We start from the raw sequence: 20,566 nt of genomic DNA on the forward strand, positions 1-20,566 counted from the left end.
CGTGCCGGCATCCCGATGTTGCCGGCGGCGACATCTCCTCAGTGGGTGTGCGCGATGAGGATGTCGCAAGGCGCGTGACGGGCGACGTCCGCTGCGATGCTGCCCAAGACTCGAGTGACGCCTTGGACGCGTTTGTTGCCAACCACGATGATGCTCGCCCCGAGCTCTTCGGCGACACTGACGAGCACGTCAGCCGGCCTGCCGAACTCCGAGCGAGGAGTGGTCGGCAGGCCAGCGAGGTCGGCCGGGAGATCTTCGATCGCCTGCTCGGCCATCTTCAGCGCGACATCGCTCGCGGACAGGTCGAGTTCGTCGCCGGGCCGGCCGATCTGCAACCGGTCGGTTGAGCTGAAGGCGCTGACGACGATCAGCTCATGCCCGAGGGCGGAAGCGAGCACCGCCGCTCTAGCCGCGGCATTGCTCGCTGTGTCACTTCCATCGACGCCGACAATGATCTTGCCCATCTCACACCTCTCATGGCCTGCGCGGAAGCGCGACGGTAGCCGTGCCCGGCCTGACGTTCTGTCCGCGCTGGTTGGTTGCCCAGGTCTCGATTTCGACGACGTTATCGCCGCTCTGGTCGAGGTGCTTGCCGGTCACTCGTCCACTCGGCCGGACGACGTCAGAAAGGTAGACGTGGGAGCGATGGGAGTTGCCGGGTGGTGTCGACAGACGACTGTTTGCCGACACGATCAAGGGCAAATTTCATGATCTACACGGGGCCGACACTCCGTCCCAGCGGAATCGGAGGGTCACGCTCCGTGTCCATTGCCTGGTCCGTCGGGCTCTGATGGATGAGCGGTCACGGCAAGGGCGCGCGCGAGCGCGTCGATGAGGGCGAGGGTGGCGGCGCTCCATGCGGCGGTGAACAGGTCTGTGGTGTTGGCGAGGCCGATTGCGACGGAGGCGGCGCTGGCGATCCCAGCGAGCGCGGCGGCGAGCTGGTGGGGTGTCGGGTGTGGGGCGGACATGGGTTGCGTCCCTTCTGCGGTGGTTGTCCGCCTGTCATAGGGGCGTGGGCAGGCTGTTCTCGCGCCGCTGCGGTGTGGGCAAGTTCTGCCGGGCGCTGTGTGAGATCGGGTGTCGCGATGGCCTACGACCTCGCGTCGGAACCATCGCGAGGGACGGGGTCTATGGATGCGTGGCGGAACAGCGCGACCTGCGGCGGGCAGCCGTGACGCGCCCCCCAGAACCGGCCGAGGAGGACGCTGTGTTGTACGGCCGGCTGGCCGAGGTTGGGTGCGCCGGTCCGGACTTTGATGCCGTCGCCGGCGCTTTAGTCCGCTACGCGTACACCGTGCTGTGTTCCTGGCTGGCCAGCGGCCACATCGTGGACGAGTGCCGGCGAGTGGGGGTTCGCCGTCTGGGCCGGCTCGGCTCTGGGGCGTTGGTTCTGACTCGGCACGATGTCGAGGACTTGGCGCAGGAGACGTTGCGGCGGGCCTTGGAACGGTTCGTCATCGACGGGCGGGCCGGCCAGGGTTGGTCGCCCGGCGGCGGGGCGGCGCTGAGTACCTATTTCGTACGCAGCTGCGTTCTGCGCTTCGGAGATGTGTATCGGGCGTGGGAGCGTGACGAGCGGCAGCCGAGGCCGAAGGGGGACCGTTCAGCATTCTACGGTTCCCCGAGACAGTCCTACCCGACGTGGTCTACCTGGAGTTCTTCGGAGGCTGCACCTACCTGGACCGGCGCGACGACGTCGACCGCTACACCCAAGCCTGGAACCAGCTGTGCATCGACAGCACGCCCCCATCCCAAACGGCCGACCTGCTAAAAAATTGATGACGACCTGGCCGGGCTCTGTTGCGTTCGCGGATGCCGTGATCGGGCCCGGTGGCCAGGCATGATCGGATCGTGCTTGCTGCCGTCCTTGTCCGCCGGTGCCGGTCTCGGAGTTCACCGGCTTCCGGTTCCCACCGGAGGTCATCGTTCTGGGATTTCGCTGGTATCTGCGGTTCGCGCTGTCGTACCGGGATGTCGAGGAGCTGCTCGCCGAGCGCGGCATCGAGGTTGATCACGTGACCGTGTACAGGTGGGTGCAGCGGTTCACCACGCTGCTGATCGACGCCGCCCGGCCGTGCCGCCACAGCCCGGGCAGCAGGTGGTTCACCGATGAGACGTAATCCATGAACCACGCGTGGCCCGGGCTGTGGCGGCAGGACCGGGCGGCGTCGATCGGTGCCCGGGTGAACCCTTGCACACAGCGGCAGATCGTGACGTGGTCGACGGTGATGCCGTGTTCGGCCTGCAGTCCCTCGATGTCGCGGTGCGACAGGGCGTACCGCGGCTACCGGCGTACGGCCAGCGTGATCATGTCCGGCGGGAATCGGAACCCGTGAACTGCGATGTCCGGCCAGCCAGAGCACCGAAACCGAGCTGGCCCGGCCTCGGCCACCCCGCAGGTCACTCAAACTGACGACGCGCAGTCGACCTACCCATGGACAAGATCGAGGACGAGGGCGATTGCCGCACGACCTGAGACGGGCCAGTTAAAGGACGAGTTCAGTGCTAGCACGGTCGACAGTGCGGCGACTATTCGTCATAGACTTGACTATGGTGTCGAAAATTGGAGGCGCACAGTGACTCGATCAGACTACGAGGCCACTCGGACCGAACTAGTCAAGAGGCGTGACCGCTATTTTGAGTTGTCCGAAGGCCGCGTGCGGGCGGCGGTTGACTTCTATGTCGCCGCGAGGCTTAGAAATCCCGACCTCCTCGACCTTACGGGTAATAGCAAGTGGGACGAGCTGGCAAAGCCGGCCGCGCAACGAGGTGAGTGGAAGACGATACAGGACTGCACCGACTACCAGGACCTCGCGATTCTCTCCTACCAGCTCGCAATAGACGCCCTATTGGCGGGAGACTCCGCCGGCGCCGACAACTTCGCATTGTTGGCTAATTCCGCCGAGCAATTGAGTGTCAATTGTATCCAGATATTTTTGTAGCGGCACGATGAGGATGTCACCGAGTCTTTCGCGCCGTTCCCTGTCAGCGTGCTCGCGGCAGGGCACCGCGCAAAGCGGTCTCCGGTGCCCATGACGAGATGCGTACGCTCTGATCTTGTCGTCAACTTGCAGGTCTCGTGAGTCGCGCGGCAGCCACCTCGCCCTTGATCTTGCAAACCGGTGGGTGGACTGTTCGGTAGACAGGACGGGGGCGAAGGATGCGGAAGCGTCTACTGCGAAAGCGTCTGCTCGGGCGGGTACGGTCACGGCTGGAACGGTTTGAGGTCGATCGGAATCCGGCCACGGTCCTGGATCCGGAGGCGCTCGCCGAGGTGGCGGCATTGGTCAACACGGTCTCCGACCCGGCCGCGGATCTGGAGATCGCTCAGGTGGCCGGGCGGCTGTACTGGGCGCGTTACCTGGTTCTCGACCCCGGCGAGGACCAGCAGGATCTCACCGCTGCCCTGGCGTTGTTCGCGCAGGTGTACCAGACCCGCCCGGACGCGATCCCTGACCAGGTGCGCGCCTTGTTCGACGAGAACTCGCCCAGCGAGCTCGACACTGCCCAGGCGTGGACTGGCCGTGCTGTCGCTCTCGTACGCGAAACGATGCGGACCGGTAACCGGTCAGCACTGAACGACGCGATCGACCTGTTCCGGCAGGCGGTGGACGCCACCCCACTCGACCACCCCGACCGCGTCGGGTACCTCTCCAACCTTGGCGCCGCCCTGCGGATCCGGTTTGAGCGGGGTGGGGTGCTGGCGGATCTGGACGGCGCGATCACGGCCGGACAGGCCGCCGTGGACACCACCCCGGCCGACCACCCCACCCGCGCCATGTACCTGTCCAACCTCGGCATCGCCCTGCGGACCCGGTTCGAGCGGGCCGGGGCGCTGGCGGATCTGGACGGCGCGATTGTGGCCGGGCAGGCCGCCGTGGACGCCACCCCCGGCGACCACCCAGACCGCGCGGGACGGCTGTCCAACCTTGGCATCGCCCTGCAGACCCGGTCCGGGCGGGGCGGGGGGCTGGCGGATCTGGACGACGCGATCGACCTGTTCCGACAGGCGGCGGATACCACTCCCGCCGACCACCCCGACCGCGCGGGACGGCTGTCCAACCTCGGCGTCGCCCTTCGGAGACGGTTTGAACGGGGCGGGGAGTTGGCGGATCTGGACAGCGCGATCACGGCCGGACAGGCCGCCGTGGACGCCACCCCCGCCGACCACCCCGACCGCGCCATGTACCTGTCCAACCTCGGCATCGCTCTGCGGAGACGGTTTGAGCGGCGCGGGGAGCTGGCGGATCTGGACAGCGCGATTGTGGCCGGACAGGCCGCCGTGGACGCCACCCCCGCCGACCACCCAGACCGCGCGGGACGGCTATCCAACCTCGGCCTGACCCTGCAGACCCGGTTCGAGCGGGGTGGGGTGCGGGCGGATCTGGACAGCGCGATTGTGGCCGGACAGGCCGCCGTGGACGCCACCCCCACCGACCACCCCGACCACGCAGGACGGCTATCCAACCTCGGCATCGCCCTGCGCACCCGGTCCGGGCGGAGCGGGGAATCGGCGGATCTGGACAGCGCGATCGGCCTGTTCCGACAGGCGGCGGACGCCACCCCCGCCGACCACCCCGACCGCACCGCGATCCTGTCCAACCTCGGGACCGCCCTGCAGACCCGGTTCGAGCGGGCCGGGGAACTCGTGGATCTGGACGACGCGATTGTGGCCGGCCAGGCCGCCGTGGACGCCACCCCCACCGACCACCCCGACCACGCAGGAATCCTGTCCAACCTCGGCGTCGCCCTGCGGACCCGGTTCGAGCGGGCCGGGAACCTGGCGGATGCGGACGCCGCGATCGCGGCCGGGCAGGCCGCCGTGGACGCCACCCCCGCCGACCACCCCGACCGCGCGGGACGGCTATCCAACCTCGGCAACGCCCTGCGCACCCGGTTCGAACGGGCCGGGGACATTGCGGGCCTGGACGGCGCCATCGGCCTGTTCCAACGGGCGGCGGACGCCAGCCCTGCCGACCACCCCAACCGCGCCCTGTACCTGTCCAACCTCGGCGTCGCCCTGCGGACCCGGTTCGAGCGGGCCGGGAATCTGGCGGATGCGGCCGACTCGATCGCGGCCGGGCAGGCCGCCGTGGACGCCACCCCCGTCGACCACCCCGACCGCGCGGGGTGGCTGTCCAACCTCGGCATCGCCCTGCGCACCCGGTTCGAGCGAGGCGGGAACCTGGCGGACCTGAATGCCGAGATCGACGCCCACCAGGCCGCGGTTCGGGTGGTCGGAGCGTCGCCGCGGGTCCGGGTGGGTGCGGCGCGTGGCTGGGCGCGGGCGGCGGCAGACGCAGGCCGGTGGGACGAGGCGGTGACAGGGTTTGCGGCGGCGATCGAGCTGCTGGGGCAGGTGGCGCCGCGTGTCCTGGGTCGAGGCGATCAGGAGTATCTGCTGGCCGAGGTGGGGAGTCTGGGCGCGGACGCGGCGGCCTGCTGCGTACGGGCCGGTCTGGTGGGCCAGGCGGTGGAGCTGTTCGAGCAGGGCCGGGGGGTGATGCTGGGCCAGGCATTGGACACCCGCACCGACCTGACCATCCTCGCCGAGCGGCATCCCGACCTGGCGGCATCGTTCACCGGCCTGCGTGACGCCTTGGACCGGGCCAACGACCCGGCCCGGCCGACTCGGCACCAGCTCAGTGAGGGTGGTGCCGCTGCCACTGCTACCGGTGCCGAACGGCGGGCGACGGCGGTGGCGTTCGACGATCTGATCGCCAGGATCCGTGAGCTGGATGGCTTCGCTGGGTTTCTCCGGCCACCGCCGGTCGGCGAACTGCTGGCGACGGCCGCCGACGGCCCGGTGGTGGTCGTGGCGGTCTCGCGGTTCGGTTCCCACGCGCTGCTCCTGACCGGCGGCGGGGTGGAGGCGGTGCCGCTGGCCGGGCTGACCCCCCAGACGGTCTACGACCAGGTGAACGCCTTCCTCACCGCGCTGGACGACACCACCTCAGCGGCACAGGGGCGGGTGGGTGAGATTCTCGGCTGGCTGTGGGATGTCCTCGCCGGCCCAGTACTCGACCGGCTGGGCATCGTCGGCCCGACGACCGACGGTGGACGCTGGCCGCGGCTGTGGTGGTGCACGTCGGGGCTGCTGTCGTTCCTGCCGGTGCACGCCGCCGGTCATCACCACACCCGGTTCGACCCGGCGCCGGCCACCGTCCTCGACCGGGTGATCCCCTCCTACACTCCCACCATCCGCGCCCTGGCCCACACCCGCCACACCGGCCGCCCACGCGCCGACAGCCGGGTCGCCCTCCGCGAGGACGGCCGGCTGGTCGCGGTGGCGATGCCCCACACCCCCGACGCGCCCGACCTGCCCGGCGCCCTGGCCGAAACCAGTGCCCTGCAGGCCCGGTTCCCTGGCCAGGTCGACGTGCTGACCGGTCCGGAGGCGACCCGGCAGACGGTGCTGGACAGGCTGCCGGCCGGCCGGTGGGCGCACTTCGCCTGCCACGGCGCCGCCGAGCTGGCCGACCCCTCCACCAGCCGTTTGCTGCTGGCCGACCAGCCGCTGACCGTCCTCGACGTCGCCCGGCTACAGCTGCACGACGCGGAACTGGCGTTCCTGTCCGCCTGCTCCACCGCGATGCCAGGCAGCCGGCTGACCGACGAGGCAATCCACCTGGCCTCCGCGTTCCAACTCGCCGGCTACCGACACGTCATTGCCGCCCTGTGGCCGATCGGCGACCAGCATGCCGTCAACATCGCCCACGACATCTACACCACCCTCACCGACAGCGGGGACACCGCCGCCGCCGTCCACACAGCCGCCCGCGGATCCCGCAGCCTGTGGGCGCGCATGCCGGCGGTGTGGGCATCCCACATCCACGTCGGCGCCTGACAACCACACCTTGCACAGACCCCGCCAGACCTCGACACCACCTGGGATGACACCGACATGCAGACCGACGACACCAGCCCGGCCGTCGGCGACGACGGCGTGGCGGAGGCGGCGCGGGCGATCCGCCCCTACCTGGACGAGCTGATCGGCCCGCGGGCCGCCGCCGGACTGGACCGTCAGCTCGCCGACACCCTGCTCGGCCCGGCCGATCCAGCCGAGCGCACCCGCCGACTACGCGACCTGCTCGACACCAACCCCACCACCAGCCGGTTCCTCATGGAGGTCCTCACCGACCCCCCACACTTCCGACCGCCCTACCAGCAACCCCACTACCACCACCGCACCGCAGGCAGCGGCAGCCCGCTGGGGGACCCCAGCCCCGCCACCGCTGACCGCTACACCTGCCCACACGGCGACTACGTCTGGTACCGACCCGACGTCGGAACCCCCGTGCCGACCTGCAAAACCCACCAGACTCAGCTAACGCGGTCCTGACACATGCTTGGCACCTTCTGGGAGGCGGTCGGCGGCAAACTCGCCGACCGAGCCGCCGCCATCTCCATCCCCGCCCTCATTTTCTGGCTGGGCGGGCTGGCCGCCTGGACCTACCACCACGGCGGACTGCACAGCCTGACCACACACACCAACTGGCTCGACCGGCAGACGACCCTCGTCCAGGCCACGGCCGTCCTCACCGTCCTGCTCGCCGTCGCCGCCTCCGCCGTCCTCATCCACCAGGCCGCCACCCCGCTGCTGCGGCTGCTGGAAGGCTACTGGCCGGCCTGGGCCGACCCCCTACGCCACCGCCTCGCCCACTGGCTGGCCACCCGTGCCGCCCACGACCAGAAAGCCTGGCAGACCGCCTACGCCCAGATCCATCCGCCTGCGACACCCACCGTCGACCAGCTCGCCGCCTACACCCGGCTCGAACGCCGCCGCCGACGGCGCCCCTCGCCCGCCACCCCCGGCTACTTCCTGCCCACCCCAATCGGCAACATCCTGCGCGCCGCCGAACGCCGCCCCCTCGACAAATACGGCCTCGACACAGTCATCTGCTGGCCCCGACTCTGGCCCGCCCTCCCCGACAACGTCCGCGCCGACCTGCAAGCCGCCCGCACCGCCCTCGACACCGCCGCCACCACCACGCTGTGGGGACTGCTGTTCTGTGCCTTCGCCCCCCTCACCCTCCTGGCCATCCCCATCGGCCTGGCCGTCGCCGCCCTCACCATCACCCTCGTGATCCCCGCCCGGGCGGGGATCTTCGGTGACCTGATCGAAGCCGCCTACGACACCCACCGCACCACCCTCTACACCCAGCTACGCTGGCCCCCACCCACCAACCCCCACCAAGAACACGAGCACGGACGGAAGCTCACCACCTACCTGTGGCGCGGCTCCGACGACACCACCCCCACCTTCACCCCACCCTCCTAACCGCCATCCATGGCGAGAAAACAGCAGTCAGATAAATATGATCTTGAGCGGACGGATGGGCCACACAACGATCGACCATTGACCGCCGCAGGGATGGTCGCGCTGTCCGATGGCATCCTCACCGCCGTCAAACGGCACCGCCCGGCCGGGACAGCGCTCAACCGCGCCGCGACCGGCCGCCGCGATGCGCGATCTCGCTATCCGGCCCCGGAACTTTGACGGGCCACAGCACCTGGCCGCCGGACACAGAGCAGACCCCGAGGCTTACCCACGTTTGAGTACAACCATCGGCGTAGCGCGACGCCAGCAATCGGCGATACTGTGCCCGCTCCTCCGCCATCCCTGCGCCTCGTAGTCCGGAGAATGGCCTATTGGATCGGCATATTCGACACGGCCGCGCACGCCGGCCGGACGCCGAACGTGCCAGGTACGGCGCGTAGTTCCGTCCCGGACCTCCTGGAGATGATCGTGGACGTCGCGGTCGAGGACATGCTGCGCCTGGTGACCCTGGCAGGTGCCAGCCCTTTCGCCCGGCTGCGCGCCCGGGGCGCCAGCGGCCTGGTCCTCGCCGGCGGCGTGGCTGGCGCGGGACCGGACGCGCTCGTGGCCGACACCCTGCTGACCTTCCGCACGACGACCGACCTGACCGCGCTCACCAACCCGACCGAGGCCCTGCGCTACTGCGCCGACTGGTCGCCGGCCTGCTCACCGACCACGCCGAACCGGAGCCCCGCCATCTGGCCCTGTACCTGACCAGGCAAGGAATCGGCGTCAGCTGGCCGGTCGACCGGCTCCTGCAGATCTGCGCCGGACCGGCACCCCGATACGGCCTGCGGGAACACCGCGCAGCCCTCACAGAAGCCGTCCTCGAACAGACGTTGCCCCGAAGCCCGGAGCCGCCTCGGGCTCCCCGGCAGTAACGGGACCGTCAACCTGAGACGCTTCGGCGCCGGTAGGCGACGGGGGTGCGCCTACCGGCCACCGAAGCGAATGCCCAGGGTAGATCAAGGATCGGGATGCGACCAGCCGTGGCGTACCAGGACACTTCTCGTCCACCGTCATGCCGATTCCCAGGGCTCCTGGCCAGCCCGGCCGTCGATGGTGATCGATGGTGTCGACGCACGGCGCGTGGCCTTCGGCCGCGGGCGGCGTCGCCCTCGTCGAGATCGGCGAATTCACCCGCACCGAATCGATCGCCCTCCTACGCCGCCACCTCCCCGACCTGGCCGTCGACCAGTCCGACGGGCTTGCCGCAGCGGTCGGCGACCTGCCGCTGGCCGTCGACCTGTGGGGTGTGAACAGTCGGCCTGGGCTTGTGACCTGGGCTGATGCGATGGCTGCGCGGTCGGCAGGACGGTCAGTCATGCCCGTGCGCCTGCTCTACCTGATCTTCGCTCGGGTGTGTGGCTGGCTCGTCCTGCTCGGTCGTTCCTCGGCGTCCAAGGACATCGAACTGCTCGTGCTCCGACACGAGGTCGCCGTGCTGCGCCGGAACCAACCCAAACCCCGGTGGGACTGGGCGGACCGGGCGGTACTCGCCGCGCTGATCCGGCTCCTGCCGAGACGGCTACGGATGCACCGGCTGATCACCCCCGGCACCGTCCTGCGCTGGCACCGCCGCCTGGTCACCAGGAAGTGGACCTATCCGCACCGGACCGGACGGCCGCCCGTCAGCCCAGGGATCACCACGCTGATCAGCCAGCTCGCGACCGAGAACAGGACGTGGGGCTACCAGCGGATACAGGGCGAGCTACGCAAGCTCGGCCACCGGGTCAGCGCCTCCACCATCCGCCGCGTCCTCAAGACGCTGCGGATACCGCCGGCACCGACCCGGCAGACCGACACCACCTGGCGGCAGTTCCTGCGCACCCAGGCATCGACCACGCTGGCCGTTGACTTCTTCCACGTCGACTGCGCCGTGACGCTGCGGCGTCTGTACTGCTTCTTCGTCCTGGAGGTCGGAACCCGCTACGTCCACCTCGCCGGCGTCACCGCCCACCCGGACGGGCCATGGACCACCCAGCAGATCCGCAACGTCCTCATGGATCTTGGCGACCGGCGGCCGAGTTCCGGTTCCTGGTCCGCGACCGCGCCGGCCAGTTCACCGCGTCGTTCGACGCGGTCCTCGCCGACGCGGGCATCACGGTGCTCAAGATCCCACCTCGAGCTCCCCGAGCAAACGCCCACGCGGAACGGTTCGTCCGCACAGTCCGCGCGGAGGTCACTGACCGCATGCTCACCTTCGGTGAACGACACCTCCGTACCGTCCTGACCGAATACACGGGCCATTACAACGGACGACGACCCCACCGCAGCCGTGATCTCCGGCCACCGCGGCCCGATCACCTCATCGCCGACCTTGCCAAGGAACGGATCAAGCGCCGGCCCGTCCGCGGCGGCTTGATCGGCGAATACGAACGAGTCGCATAAAAGCCCAGCTCAACACAGGTGGCCGAGTTCTGGAACCCCACAGGTCCGCGGCGGTGGAGCTACCCGCACCGGGTCGGCCGACCGCCGGTGAACGACGAACTGCGAGCACTGGTGATCCGTCTGGCCCTCGACAACCCGACCTGGGGCCACCGCCGCATCCAGGGCGAACGGGCCTGTTGCATTCGGAGGGCCGGGTGCGCGCGGAGGCCCTGGTAGGCGCGAGGATCAGACCGCTGCGGCGAGCTCGGAGAACGCGACCGATAGCCGCAGCCGCGGATCGGCGTCGGTGGCGAGTTCGTTGTGGCCGCGGCGGATATTTTGGATCAAGGCGTGTCCGCTGCTGATCGTCTAGGCGGAGCGCAGCCATTTCAGCCCGCGCATCGGTCGCAGTCTGGCCTTGAGCCGGCTGTGGTCGGACTCGATCCTGTTGTTCTCCCGAGCGGCGTCGACGTGGCAGGCCTCGGACAGCAGCTCGTCGAGGACCCGCGGGTAGAGCAGTGCCTTATCCGTGGTGGCGTTCAGGACGTATCCCACGGTGGCCCGCGAGACCCCGGCCTCGCGAGCGACGTCCACGGCTGTGACACGGCGTCCGATGCTTGCCTCTGGCATGGCCGCCTGTCTCCTGTCTCTCGTCCCGCTGGCGTGGCCGCTGTCCGACTTGCACGTGCAAGTCCATCGATGTTAGCTTGCGTCCCGCGCCACTTGCTCGTGCAAGTGGCCTGGGGCACCCGGGCCGTGGCGGATCCAGGAGCACGCCATCGGCGGCTTCCGAGACGGCTTCGCCGGCGCGGGCGGGGTGTCACCGCCGAATTCCACGTGCAATCAGAGGGGCGTCGGTTGATTCGCACATCGTTCAACGACGGCTGGTTCTTCCGGCCGAAGGCCGAGGCGTTCCTGACGATCCTGGGGCAGGCCGACACCGGCTGGGAGCCGGTCCGACTGCCGCACGACGCGATGGTGCACGGCGAACGCGACGGCACCGACACGACGGCGGACATCACGACTCCCGGCGTCACGGAATCATTCCGGCGTCGGCGCAGCATCATGATGCATCGAGGAGAGCGCACGTGAACGTCAACCCGATTCTTCCCGGTTTCTATCCGGACCCGTCGATCTGCCGAGTCGGCAGTGACTACTACCTGGCGACCTCCAGTTTTGAGTATTTCCCCGGGGTGCCGATCTTCCACAGTACGGACCTCCTGCACTGGGAGCAGATTGGCAACGTGCTCGACCGCCCCACCCAGCTGAACGTGGCCCCTGGCCTCGCCTTTGCCAGCGCCGGGATCTTCGCCCCTACACTGCGCCACCGTGACGGCCGGTTCTGGCTCGTCACGACGAACTTCACGGATGTCAGGAAGGGCCATCTCCTGGTCCACACCGACGACCCGGCCGGGGCATGGACCGACCCCGTCTACACTCAGGGGGCATTGGGCATCGACCCCGACCTGGCCTGGGACGACGACGGCACCTGCTATCTAAGCTGGTCATACCCCGGAACGATCATGCAGGCCGCCGTCGACCCCGAGTCCGGCAAGCTCCTCTCCGAACCACAGGCGCTGTGGAGCGGGACAGGACTCGCCTTTCCCGAGGCACCCCACCTGTACCGCCACGGCGGCTGGTGGTACCTCGTCATCGCCGAAGGCGGCACCGAGCGCGGCCACACCGTGACCGTCGCCCGCTCCCGTTCGATCACCGGCCCCTTCGACGCGAACCCAGCCAATCCAATCCTCACCCGCAGCGGCACCGAACACCCGGTCCAGAACACCGGCCACGCCGACCTCGTGGAACTCCCCAACGGAGACTGGGCCATGGTCCACCTTGGGGTACGCCCCCGCGGCAGCTCTCCCAAGTTCCACGTCAACGGCCGCGAAACGTTCCTCGCCGGCGTCGAATGGGCCAGTGACTGGCCCACGGTCGTCGAGGACCGATATACCGTGCCGGTACGGCCCACCGCCTTCACCGACGACTTCTCCGCTCCGGCCCTACACCACCGGTGGATCTCACCCGGGACGAACCCGCAGACGTTCGCCGATCTCCGAGCCGGAGGCGGCGTCGTGCTGGCCGCCGGTCGGGCACCGGACGCACGCGAGGCCCGCCACCTACTCGCGGTACGCACCCAGGACATGCAGTGGCAGGCCACCGCGACGATCCCCGCCGGCGACGCCTGCCTGACCGTCCGTCTTGACGACGACCACTGGGCCGCCGTCGAACGGCGCGGCGACACACTGACCGCGCGGATGGTGCTCGGCCCCCTCGACCAGGCCCTCGCCACCGTCGCGGGGATCGGGCCACAGCATCCGCTCGCTGTCCGCGCCGTCGCGCATCCCGACGCGCATACCTTCCGCAGCGGACCCGACCAACTCGAACTGGGCTACCTCCGCGACGGCCAATTCCAGCCGCTCGCCGCCGCCGACGGCCGCTACCTCTCCACCGAAGTTGCCGGTGGATTCACCGGTCGCGTCGTCGGCGTCGAAGCCATCGGAACCGACGCCACGCTGGCGAACTTCGAGTACCAGGGTTTGGATGCCTCCACAGCAGCGGTGCAGGAAACCCGGAAATAGGGGAGCTGGAGGAATTCCGTGTCACTACGGCGACCGCCAGGAGTGACACGGGCTGGCGTGCCGCGACCGGCGCGATCCTCGTGGACGGCGTCTGCGACGGCGAGACCCACGACGCCCGGCCGGATCTCACGGATTGGAGCACAGCGGGCTACGACGGCGGCGGGTCTGCGGTCGAGGTCGTCGACCGCGGACCTCGACACCCTCGTCGCGCGAACGCACCGCCGATCAGGCGGGTAGCCGGCGGCGTAGTCGCGGGGTGAACTCATCAACCCACCGGCCCCGCGATGGTCGTCCATGAAGTTGGTGTCGATTTCGATGTCGCCGAACGGGACGAGGGACATGAAGTCGGCGTACGGGTCGCCCCGGAAGGCACGTCCGCCGACGATGACGCCTCCAAGGTGCACGGTTTCGTTACGCTCGCCGAGCGCGTTGCCGTCTCAGAGTCGAAGGGCGCCAGCACGGCACGCGCACGTCGTGAAGCAGTTCCGGGTTGGCCCGGCCACGTCACGGATCTCGTCGGCGGAAAGCATGAGGTCGGCGCCGTAGCTGGCGGCGTCGGCAGGTGCGGCTTCGCTTCGACCATGCCGCCGCGCGATTCAGCGGCCGTCGGTGGCGGCCGGATCGAGAATTTTGAACACCCGCTCGCGGAGCTCGGCGATCGCGCGGCCGGCGTCGGTGGCCGGCTCACGCGCGGGGAGCGAGAAGCTCGTGTACAGCACGCGGCGCTCCGACACGAGTGGCGGGGTCGACTCGTGGAGCGTGCAGCTCAGATGCACGGTCACGTCGCCCGCCTCGGTGGGGACGGCGACCACCGGCAGGTAGGGCCGAATCTTGGCGATCTCGACCGGCATCAGGGCACGGTGCGAACCGGCGACGACCCGCAGCTGCCCGTTCTCCTCGCCGCTCGCGGTGACAGCGATGCCGACGATCGGTTTTGAACACCCATAGGCGTGCCGACCGAGGTGACAGTCTCGGTGGAAGCTGACATCCGACGGGCCGGCCCTCACCTCGCGCGGCTTGACGAGCGCCTCCAGAACGCGCCCCGTCACCGGGGCTGACACGAGGACGTCGTCGCCGGCCAGGGCGCGACGCAGATGGTCCCAGCGGTCACCACGGAGGATGGCCGCGATGGTCGGAGACCGATCTACGAACTCCTGAAGCCGGACACAGCGGCGGGAGCCGTCCGCCACGGTCGCCCACCACGACCGACCGTCGCCTTCGTAGTAGTCGGGCAGCGCACGATCGACATCAGCCGACACCTCCCGCATGTCCGCCGGGTCGACCCAGCCGCGCAGGTGCAGAAACCCGGCCTCCCGCAGGAAATGGGCGACGTCCGTCGGGTCGTCGTCGGGAGTGAAGATCCGGCCGAGTTCGAGCCGTTCGCCGTCGCGGTCACGGAAGTCGACGTCGTCGGGCGTGACCGGCCACCCTTCCAGGAGGGTCAGCCAGAGCGAGTCCCAGATGGAGACGTCCCGCTCGGTGCCGCCGCGGTACCGAAGCTCGCGCGCGACGAGCATGGCGTTGAACGAACGCTGGTTCTGCACCCAGTCGGAAAAGTCGCCGGTGCTGAACGTTACAATGAGGGCGCCTTCGGCCACACCGCTGGCGGCCGTCAGTGTCCTCCCGTCGCTGGAGAAGGTCCACGCAGCACCACCCATCTCGATCGCGAGGGGCGGAGCGCCGAGGAAGTCGATTCCCTGCGCCACGAGATGGCCGTGACGCGCGGCAAGGTCCGGAAACTCGTTCGCGAGGAAATCCTCTATGTCGACGTGGCGCAGGTCGGCGTCCCAGCGGGTACGACGGTCCAGGGTTACAGGCACAACTACCCCTCCGGGGGAAACTATTCTTGGTCGACGGCGAAATCTTCAACGGCTCACGGGCACCCTCTCTGCATTCCCCGTCGCGCCGGTGGTCGCAGGTCGACGAACGGAGATCACCGGCTCAGCTCCATCATGTGGGCCAGGGTTTCGTTCTGGAGCGCACGGCCGCCGAGATTCAAAAGCTGGCGGATGGGCATACTGGAGATCATTTCGAGCACCTCGGGGTTCCGGGCGAGTGACTCCTGCGCCTCTCCGGTCATTCCCTCGTCGAGTGACTGCCGGAACATCTCGCCGACGACGGGGTGGTCGAGCCATTCACCGATCGGGGAGTCGAGAGTGAGCGGCCTGTGGTCGGCGTCGCCGGTGAGGGTTATGGTCTGCTCGGCGACGATGTGCGCGGCGTTCTCGCCGATCTGGATCGTGTAGTCGCCGGGGGCGACGGCCCACCGGCCCAGTTCGACGTCGTAGTAGGCGAAGGCGCGCCGGTCGAGGTCCAGAGCGACCGAGTAGGTCTCGCCGGGCCGCAAGGCGATCTTCGTGAAGGCGCGGAGCTCGCGGGTGGGACGGCGGGCGGGTCCCGCGGTGGTGGCGACGTACAGCTGTACGACGTGTTTGCCCGCCCGGTCACCGGTATTGGTCACGGTGACATGGACCGTGGCGGTGTCGGCTCCGGTCACGGTGGTCCCGAGGCCGTCGGTGGCGAAGGTGGTGTAACCCAGCCCGTGGCCGAAGGGGTAGCGGACCGCGCGGTCGACGGTCTGGTAGTGGCGGTAGCCGACCATGACACCTTCGCCGTAGCGGACGTGGCCGGCCTCGCCTGGGAAGGTCAGGTAGCTGGGGGTGTCCTGCAGGCGCAGAGGAATGGTCTCGGCGAGGTGTCCGGAGGGGTTGGTGACGCCGAAGAGGATGTCGGCGATCGCGCCGCCCGCCGCCTGGCCAAGCAGCCAGCCCTCGAGGATCGCGTCGACCTCGTCGTGCCAGCCTTCGAGGGACACGACACCGCCGTTGGAGAGCACGACGACGGTACGCGGGGCAGCCGCGGCGACCGCGCGGATGAGGTCCACCTGGTTGGCGGGCAGGTCGATGTGGGCACGGTCGACGCCTTCGGTCTCCTCGTCCGGCCCGACGAACACGACCGTCACGTCGGCATTCCTGGCGATCTCTACGGCCTGCGCACGCAGTTCCGACTGATCGTCCGCGCCGTCGGCCGCGTATCCCTGCGCGTACGTCACGGCCGTGCCGAGGGCGCGGATGCAGTCGAGGGGGATGTCGGTCTGGGTGGGGATGATGCGGGAGCTGCCGCCGCCCTGGAACCGGGGACCGGTGGCAAGGTCACCGATGACCGCGATGCGCGACCGGCGGTCCAGGGGCAGGACGTTCCCGTCGTTCTTGAGGAGCACGGCGCAGTCAGCGGCCAGCTCTCTGGCCAGGGCATGATGCTCGGCGACTGGCAGGTCGCCCTCCGCCTCGGCGGCCAGGGTGGCCAGGGTGGCTATACGGCGTGCGCTCGCATCAACCAGGGACTCGTCAAGGGTCCCGCCGCGGACGGCCCGCACGATCTGCAGGTCGTTGCCGCCGTTCGTGCCCGGCATCTGCAGGTCCAGCCCGGCGGCCAGGGCGGCGACGCGGTCATAGACGCCGCCCCAGTCGGAGACGACGACACCCTGAAATCCCCATTCGGTGCGAAGGACGTCCGTGAGCAGCCAGCGGTTCTGGGAGGCGGGCGTGCCGTTGACGCGGTTGTAGGACGACATCACCGTCGCCGGCCGCGCCTCGGTGACGATCCGCTCGAAGGCGGCGAGATAAATCTCCCGCAGGGTCCGCTCGTCGACGTCGGCGCTGACCCGCATCCGGTCGGTCTCCTGGTTGTTGGCCGCGAAGTGCTTCACCGACGCGCCCACGCCCTGGGACTGCAGGCCCCGCACGTGCGCGGCGCCCAGCACGCCAGCCAGCAGGGGGTCCTCCGAGTAGTACTCGAAGTTCCGCCCGCACAACGGCGAACGCTTGATGTTGACTCCCGGGCCGAGGACCACCGTGACGCCGAGCGCGCGGGCCTCGCGGCCGACCGCCACGCCCAACCGTTCGGCCACCTCGACATCCCAGCTCGAGCCCACCGCGACGGCGGGCGGCAGACAGGTAGCGGGCAGACTGTCGTTGATGCCGAGATGATCGGCGTCGCCTCGCTGGAGGCGGATACCGTGCGGACCGTCGGTGAGAACGATCGAGGAGATTCCGGCCTCATCAAGGGGCTTGGTTGTCCAGAAGTCACGGCCCGACAGCAGGGACGCCTTCTTTTCCAGGGGCAGGTCGGCGGGATCGGTCGACGGCATCAGTTGGACCTTTCGCGGAGGTGGTGGCGACACGACGGTTGAACACGTCGGGCGTGTCCGAGGTGACGGATGAAGAGGTGGACCTGGAGCGGCTCTAGGGAGCCTCGAGCACCGCGGCGAGATCCCGTTCGAGCGCCGGAGCCTGGGCGGGGAAGTACTCCAGGAGTGCCTGGAGCGAGGGCAGCGACGGTTCGGTTCCGCTGTCGGTGTTGGCGAACTGCGGCAGGTGTTTCTGGAAGACGGTCCCCAGGGCGGCCCAGACGGCAGCGTCGTAGAAGAGCACCTTCAGCGGCGTGTCGAGGCCGTAGGCGGGCCGGGCGGGCGATGGGGTGTCGTACTCCCAGCGGTGGTCGCCCGCCTCGATGTCCACGGTGAGGTCCTCCGGGTGTCGTGGCAGGACGACCTGGGCGGTGGTGCCGGCCGGGACGGTCACCTCAACGGTCATCCGGCCGTCCGGTCCGTGTCGCCAGCCCATCCGGACCCGGCCGTAGGGGGTGTCGTGGGTGACGGTGGCATGGGTGAGTCCGCCGCCGGGCCCTGGCGCGATGCGCATCCGGCTGTAACCGGGTTGGATGGGTTCGAGGCCGCCGACCACGCGGTGCAGCCAGCCGGCGATGGCGCCGAGGGCGTAGTGGTTGAGGGACGTCATGTCGGTGTCGTTGAGCGTGTCGTCGGGACGGATGGCGTCCCACCGTTCCCAGATCGTGGTCGCGCCCTGCGTGACGGGATAGAGGAAGGAGGGGCAGGCGGTCTGGAGCAGCAGCCTGTAGGCGGTGTCCAGATGACCGGTGCGGGTCAGGGCATGCGTGACGAAGGGCGTACCGGCGAAGCCGGTGGTGATGGTGTGGTCGGCCTTCGCTACGAGAGCGGCCAGCCGGGCGCCGGCGCGCGGCTCCTGGCCCGGGGCGAGGATGTCGAAGCAGATGGCCAGTGCGTAGGCGGTGACGGTGTCGTTCGCGACCAGTCCGGCGGGGGTGACCCACCTGGTCGCGGAACGCCTGGCGGACCCGCTGGTGCAGCGCTGTGTACCTGGCCGCGTCACCGTCGTGGCCCAGCACCTCGGCGGTGCTGGCCAGCTCCCGGGTCGTCCGGCACAGGTAGGCGGTGGCGACCAGGTAGGCGTCCGTCTTCCCGCCGGCGGGGTTGTGGGCGGGCGCATCCGGTCGAGCCAGTCCCCGAGCTGAAACCCTGAGTTCCACAGGCCGTTCTCGTCGAGGCGGCCTGCCACACTGTCGATGAACGCGGTCATGGACAAGTACTGGCGGGCAAGGATGTCCCGGTTCGGCTCCCAGGTCAGCCGGCCGACCGCCCAGCCCTCACCGAGTACGGCACCGAGCGCGTTCCGTCCCGTCCGCAGCATGCTGGTGATGTCATGGCTGCTGACGGCCAGGCGGTGGTCGTAGGACGTCCACCCCGGCGTGAGCACCTCGTTACCCGCCCGACCGCCGTCGACGTGGGCCTCGACGAGCCCGAGCGCGGTGACGTGCAGGCTGGCTCTCACCAGCCCCTCGCCGACGGTGAACTCGCGGCGCAGATACGGCGCCGGCACCGGGATCTCCGCGACGGCGCGGAAGGAAGGGATTATGAAGGAGGCCCGCCAGGAAAGTGACATCGTTTCTCTCACTCCTCGGTAATCCTGTCGGCCCGTTCGTCGGCGGCCGTCACCCGGATATCCGGCCGCGGAGCCGGCCGGTGAAGGCCGCGGACGCCTCCCCGGCCGGACCCATGACGAGCCGGCGCCGACCGCTACCGGACGAGGGCGAAGTTCTTCTTCGCCGGGTCGTACTCGAACCGGCGGTCCGGAATGGCGCCGTGCGGCGTGTTCTGGCTGTAGGTGGCCCTGTCCGTGTAGAAGGGGATCTGGAAGGAGCCGAGAGCGAAGCCCGCCCGTTGGAAGCTCTGGTAGGTGAGATCCCGGCCGGCCTTGTCGGCGATGGCGGTGAACAGGGCGAGATAGCGGCACGCGACCGACACCGACACCCCTGGTGCCGGCTCACCGGGCGGTACGGTATCCGGGTCCACGATCTTGAGGCCGGGTACGGCGGCCTCGACGGTGTGGACGCATTCCTGGTTGGCCGGTTCGGCGAAGTCGGTGCCGAGGCCGAGAGCCACTGCGCCCCGCAGCGTGCTGAAGTCGTGGGCACCGGCGTCGAACGAGTACGCGCGAGCCTGGCTGACGTCGGTGAACAGCAGCCTGGGCCGGTAGTCGGTCTTCTCGAGCTGCGCCGGGAACTGGGTCGAGATACCGCCGACCACGAGCACCGTGTCCACGCCGGCGGACTGGAACTTCTGGACGAAGACGCCGGTCTGCTGGGCGACCGCGGCCGGGTCGGTCAGCGGCGCGTCCAGCACCCCGCTCTGGACCGGGGTGACACCCATGCTCCGCAGCCCTGGCAGCACGGTGTCGTCCAGCACGGCCTTGTCACCGACGTAGGTCACGACCGCGACCTTCCTGCCAACCAGGTCGCCACGGAACAGCTTCAGGCCGTCGCCCACCTCGTCGCCGCCTCGCAGGTCCGAGAACCAGGGCGCCTGAGCCTTGGCGTAGCTCTCCGTCGTGAGCGAGCCGCCGACGAGGGCGGTCTTGTGGGTCTGGACGTAGCACATCGGCTCGTTGGTGTTGAGGTTGCCGACGACCGCGAAGACCTTTTCGTCCTCGATCAGGTGGACGCAGGTGTCCTGGGCGCCGGTCGGCGAGAGGACGTCGACCGCGCCGTACACGGGCACAATCTTGCGGCCGTTGATACCGCCACCCTTGTTGATCTTGTCAACCAGGGCCTGGAAGGCGGCCTTGTAGTCACCATGGTCGATGTGGACGAACTGCTTGACCTTGGACAGGTCGGGATAGACGAGTCCGAGCTTGATGGTGTCGGCGGTGACGCCGGGCGAGATCGCCGGGGCGAGCGGCGCCGGCAGCAAACTCGGCGAAGAGGACGGTGTGGCGGCGTCGCCGCCCGACTCGACACTGCAGCCGGCCACGGCGAGCGCGGTGACCGCAGCGAGTAGTAATCCCAGACGGCGTCGGCGATGGTGGTGCGGCCTCATCCAAGGGCTCCGATTTCATACGGCGGGTGGTGGGGAAAGAAGCGGACCGGCGGCGGTCGCCGCGTGGCGGCGTCGCGGGCCGGCGAGCGGCGAGCC

14 protein-coding genes and 7 pseudogenes are annotated in these 20,566 nt (G+C 69.3%); 12 read left to right on the plus strand and 9 right to left on the minus strand.

Annotated features, from left to right (window positions below; genetic code table 11):
• Nucleotides 1-38 precede the first annotated feature (38 nt).
• Nucleotides 39-464 carry a universal stress protein gene (locus FRCN3DRAFT_RS0224480; protein WP_007510806.1) on the minus strand — a complete coding sequence of 142 codons (426 nt, stop codon included), beginning with the start codon at nucleotides 462-464 and terminating at the stop codon, nucleotides 39-41.
• Nucleotides 465-752: 288 nt separating this feature from the next.
• A complete protein-coding gene (locus tag FRCN3DRAFT_RS0224485) occupies nucleotides 753-971 on the minus strand; it encodes a hypothetical protein (RefSeq protein WP_007510804.1) in 219 nt (72 codons plus the stop codon).
• A gap of 628 nt (nucleotides 972-1,599) precedes the next feature.
• Between FRCN3DRAFT_RS0224485 and FRCN3DRAFT_RS55290 the strand changes: the two are divergent.
• The 9 genes and pseudogenes from FRCN3DRAFT_RS55290 to FRCN3DRAFT_RS56445 all read left to right on the plus strand — a co-directional run.
• Nucleotides 1,600-1,782: pseudogene (locus FRCN3DRAFT_RS55290) on the plus strand (Scr1 family TA system antitoxin-like transcriptional regulator); the annotation flags it as partial.
• Between the two features lie 98 nt (nucleotides 1,783-1,880).
• Nucleotides 1,881-2,120: pseudogene (locus FRCN3DRAFT_RS46040) on the plus strand (IS6 family transposase); the annotation flags it as partial.
• A gap of 459 nt (nucleotides 2,121-2,579) precedes the next feature.
• On the plus strand, nucleotides 2,580-2,945 hold the full coding sequence (locus FRCN3DRAFT_RS0224500; RefSeq protein ID WP_007510797.1) for a hypothetical protein: 366 nt from the start codon (nucleotides 2,580-2,582) through the stop codon (nucleotides 2,943-2,945).
• Between the two features lie 218 nt (nucleotides 2,946-3,163).
• Nucleotides 3,164-6,850, plus strand: coding sequence for a CHAT domain-containing tetratricopeptide repeat protein (locus FRCN3DRAFT_RS0224505; protein ID WP_007510795.1), 3,687 nt, complete (start codon nucleotides 3,164-3,166; stop codon nucleotides 6,848-6,850).
• Nucleotides 6,851-6,907: 57 nt separating this feature from the next.
• Entirely contained in the window at nucleotides 6,908-7,345 is a 438-nt protein-coding gene (locus tag FRCN3DRAFT_RS0224510; RefSeq protein ID WP_007510793.1) for a hypothetical protein, read from the plus strand.
• Between the two features lie 3 nt (nucleotides 7,346-7,348).
• Nucleotides 7,349-8,284, plus strand: coding sequence for a hypothetical protein (locus FRCN3DRAFT_RS0224515; RefSeq protein ID WP_007510791.1), 936 nt, complete (start codon nucleotides 7,349-7,351; stop codon nucleotides 8,282-8,284).
• 363 nt (nucleotides 8,285-8,647) lie between these two features.
• Nucleotides 8,648-9,037 carry a hypothetical protein gene (locus tag FRCN3DRAFT_RS0224525; RefSeq protein WP_007510790.1) on the plus strand — a complete coding sequence of 130 codons (390 nt, stop codon included), beginning with the start codon at nucleotides 8,648-8,650 and terminating at the stop codon, nucleotides 9,035-9,037.
• A gap of 610 nt (nucleotides 9,038-9,647) precedes the next feature.
• Nucleotides 9,648-10,714: pseudogene (locus FRCN3DRAFT_RS46045) on the plus strand (integrase core domain-containing protein).
• Nucleotides 10,715-10,762: 48 nt separating this feature from the next.
• Nucleotides 10,763-10,882: pseudogene (locus tag FRCN3DRAFT_RS56445) on the plus strand (integrase); the annotation flags it as partial.
• A 57-nt stretch (nucleotides 10,883-10,939) separates the two neighbouring features.
• On the opposite strand, the pseudogene FRCN3DRAFT_RS46050 reads toward FRCN3DRAFT_RS56445, so the two are convergent.
• Nucleotides 10,940-11,236 (minus strand): annotated as a pseudogene (locus FRCN3DRAFT_RS46050) (DDE-type integrase/transposase/recombinase); the annotation flags it as partial.
• Between the two features lie 315 nt (nucleotides 11,237-11,551).
• Here FRCN3DRAFT_RS46050 and FRCN3DRAFT_RS0224540 point away from each other — a divergent pair.
• Genes FRCN3DRAFT_RS0224540 through FRCN3DRAFT_RS56450 form a run of 3 tightly spaced genes read left to right on the plus strand, consistent with a single transcriptional unit; the run spans nucleotide 11,552 to nucleotide 13,535 of the window.
• Nucleotides 11,552-11,785, plus strand: coding sequence for a hypothetical protein (locus FRCN3DRAFT_RS0224540; RefSeq protein WP_007510787.1), 234 nt, complete (start codon nucleotides 11,552-11,554; stop codon nucleotides 11,783-11,785).
• Nucleotides 11,782-13,275: a glycoside hydrolase family 43 protein gene (locus FRCN3DRAFT_RS0224545; RefSeq protein WP_007510786.1), complete on the plus strand. Its 1,494-nt coding sequence runs from the start codon at nucleotides 11,782-11,784 to the stop codon at nucleotides 13,273-13,275. The genes FRCN3DRAFT_RS0224540 and FRCN3DRAFT_RS0224545 overlap by 4 nt, the downstream gene beginning before the upstream one ends.
• A 5-nt stretch (nucleotides 13,276-13,280) precedes the next feature.
• Complete coding sequence (locus FRCN3DRAFT_RS56450; protein ID WP_425343353.1) at nucleotides 13,281-13,535, plus strand: alpha-L-rhamnosidase N-terminal domain-containing protein; 255 nt, start codon at nucleotides 13,281-13,283, stop codon at nucleotides 13,533-13,535.
• A 336-nt stretch (nucleotides 13,536-13,871) separates the two neighbouring features.
• Here FRCN3DRAFT_RS56450 and FRCN3DRAFT_RS0224550 read toward each other — a convergent pair whose 3' ends face one another.
• From FRCN3DRAFT_RS0224550 to FRCN3DRAFT_RS0224565, 6 genes and pseudogenes are all read right to left on the minus strand, one after another.
• Nucleotides 13,872-15,095: a phytanoyl-CoA dioxygenase family protein gene (locus tag FRCN3DRAFT_RS0224550; RefSeq protein ID WP_007510785.1), complete on the minus strand. Its 1,224-nt coding sequence runs from the start codon at nucleotides 15,093-15,095 to the stop codon at nucleotides 13,872-13,874.
• A gap of 113 nt (nucleotides 15,096-15,208) precedes the next feature.
• On the minus strand, nucleotides 15,209-17,425 hold the full coding sequence (locus tag FRCN3DRAFT_RS0224555; RefSeq protein WP_007510784.1) for a glycoside hydrolase family 3 C-terminal domain-containing protein: 2,217 nt from the start codon (nucleotides 17,423-17,425) through the stop codon (nucleotides 15,209-15,211).
• 94 nt (nucleotides 17,426-17,519) lie between these two features.
• The gene (locus FRCN3DRAFT_RS58255; RefSeq protein WP_232794310.1) at nucleotides 17,520-18,467 is read right to left on the minus strand and encodes an alpha-L-rhamnosidase-related protein; all 948 of its coding nucleotides are present in this window, start codon (nucleotides 18,465-18,467) and stop codon (nucleotides 17,520-17,522) included.
• A 1-nt stretch (nucleotide 18,468) separates the two neighbouring features.
• A pseudogene (locus FRCN3DRAFT_RS58260) lies at nucleotides 18,469-18,624 on the minus strand (hypothetical protein); the annotation flags it as partial.
• Nucleotides 18,625-18,677: 53 nt separating this feature from the next.
• Nucleotides 18,678-19,037 (minus strand): annotated as a pseudogene (locus tag FRCN3DRAFT_RS58265) (alpha-L-rhamnosidase N-terminal domain-containing protein); the annotation flags it as partial.
• Between the two features lie 134 nt (nucleotides 19,038-19,171).
• Nucleotides 19,172-20,470 (minus strand): ABC transporter substrate-binding protein, encoded by a 1,299-nt coding sequence (locus FRCN3DRAFT_RS0224565; protein ID WP_007510782.1) that lies wholly within the window; start codon nucleotides 20,468-20,470, stop codon nucleotides 19,172-19,174.
• Nucleotides 20,471-20,566 lie beyond the last annotated feature (96 nt).

The sequence above is a fragment of the Pseudofrankia saprophytica genome, from assembly GCF_000235425.2.
In the GTDB taxonomy this organism is placed as follows: Bacteria; Actinomycetota; Actinomycetes; order Frankiales; family Frankiaceae; genus Pseudofrankia; species Pseudofrankia saprophytica.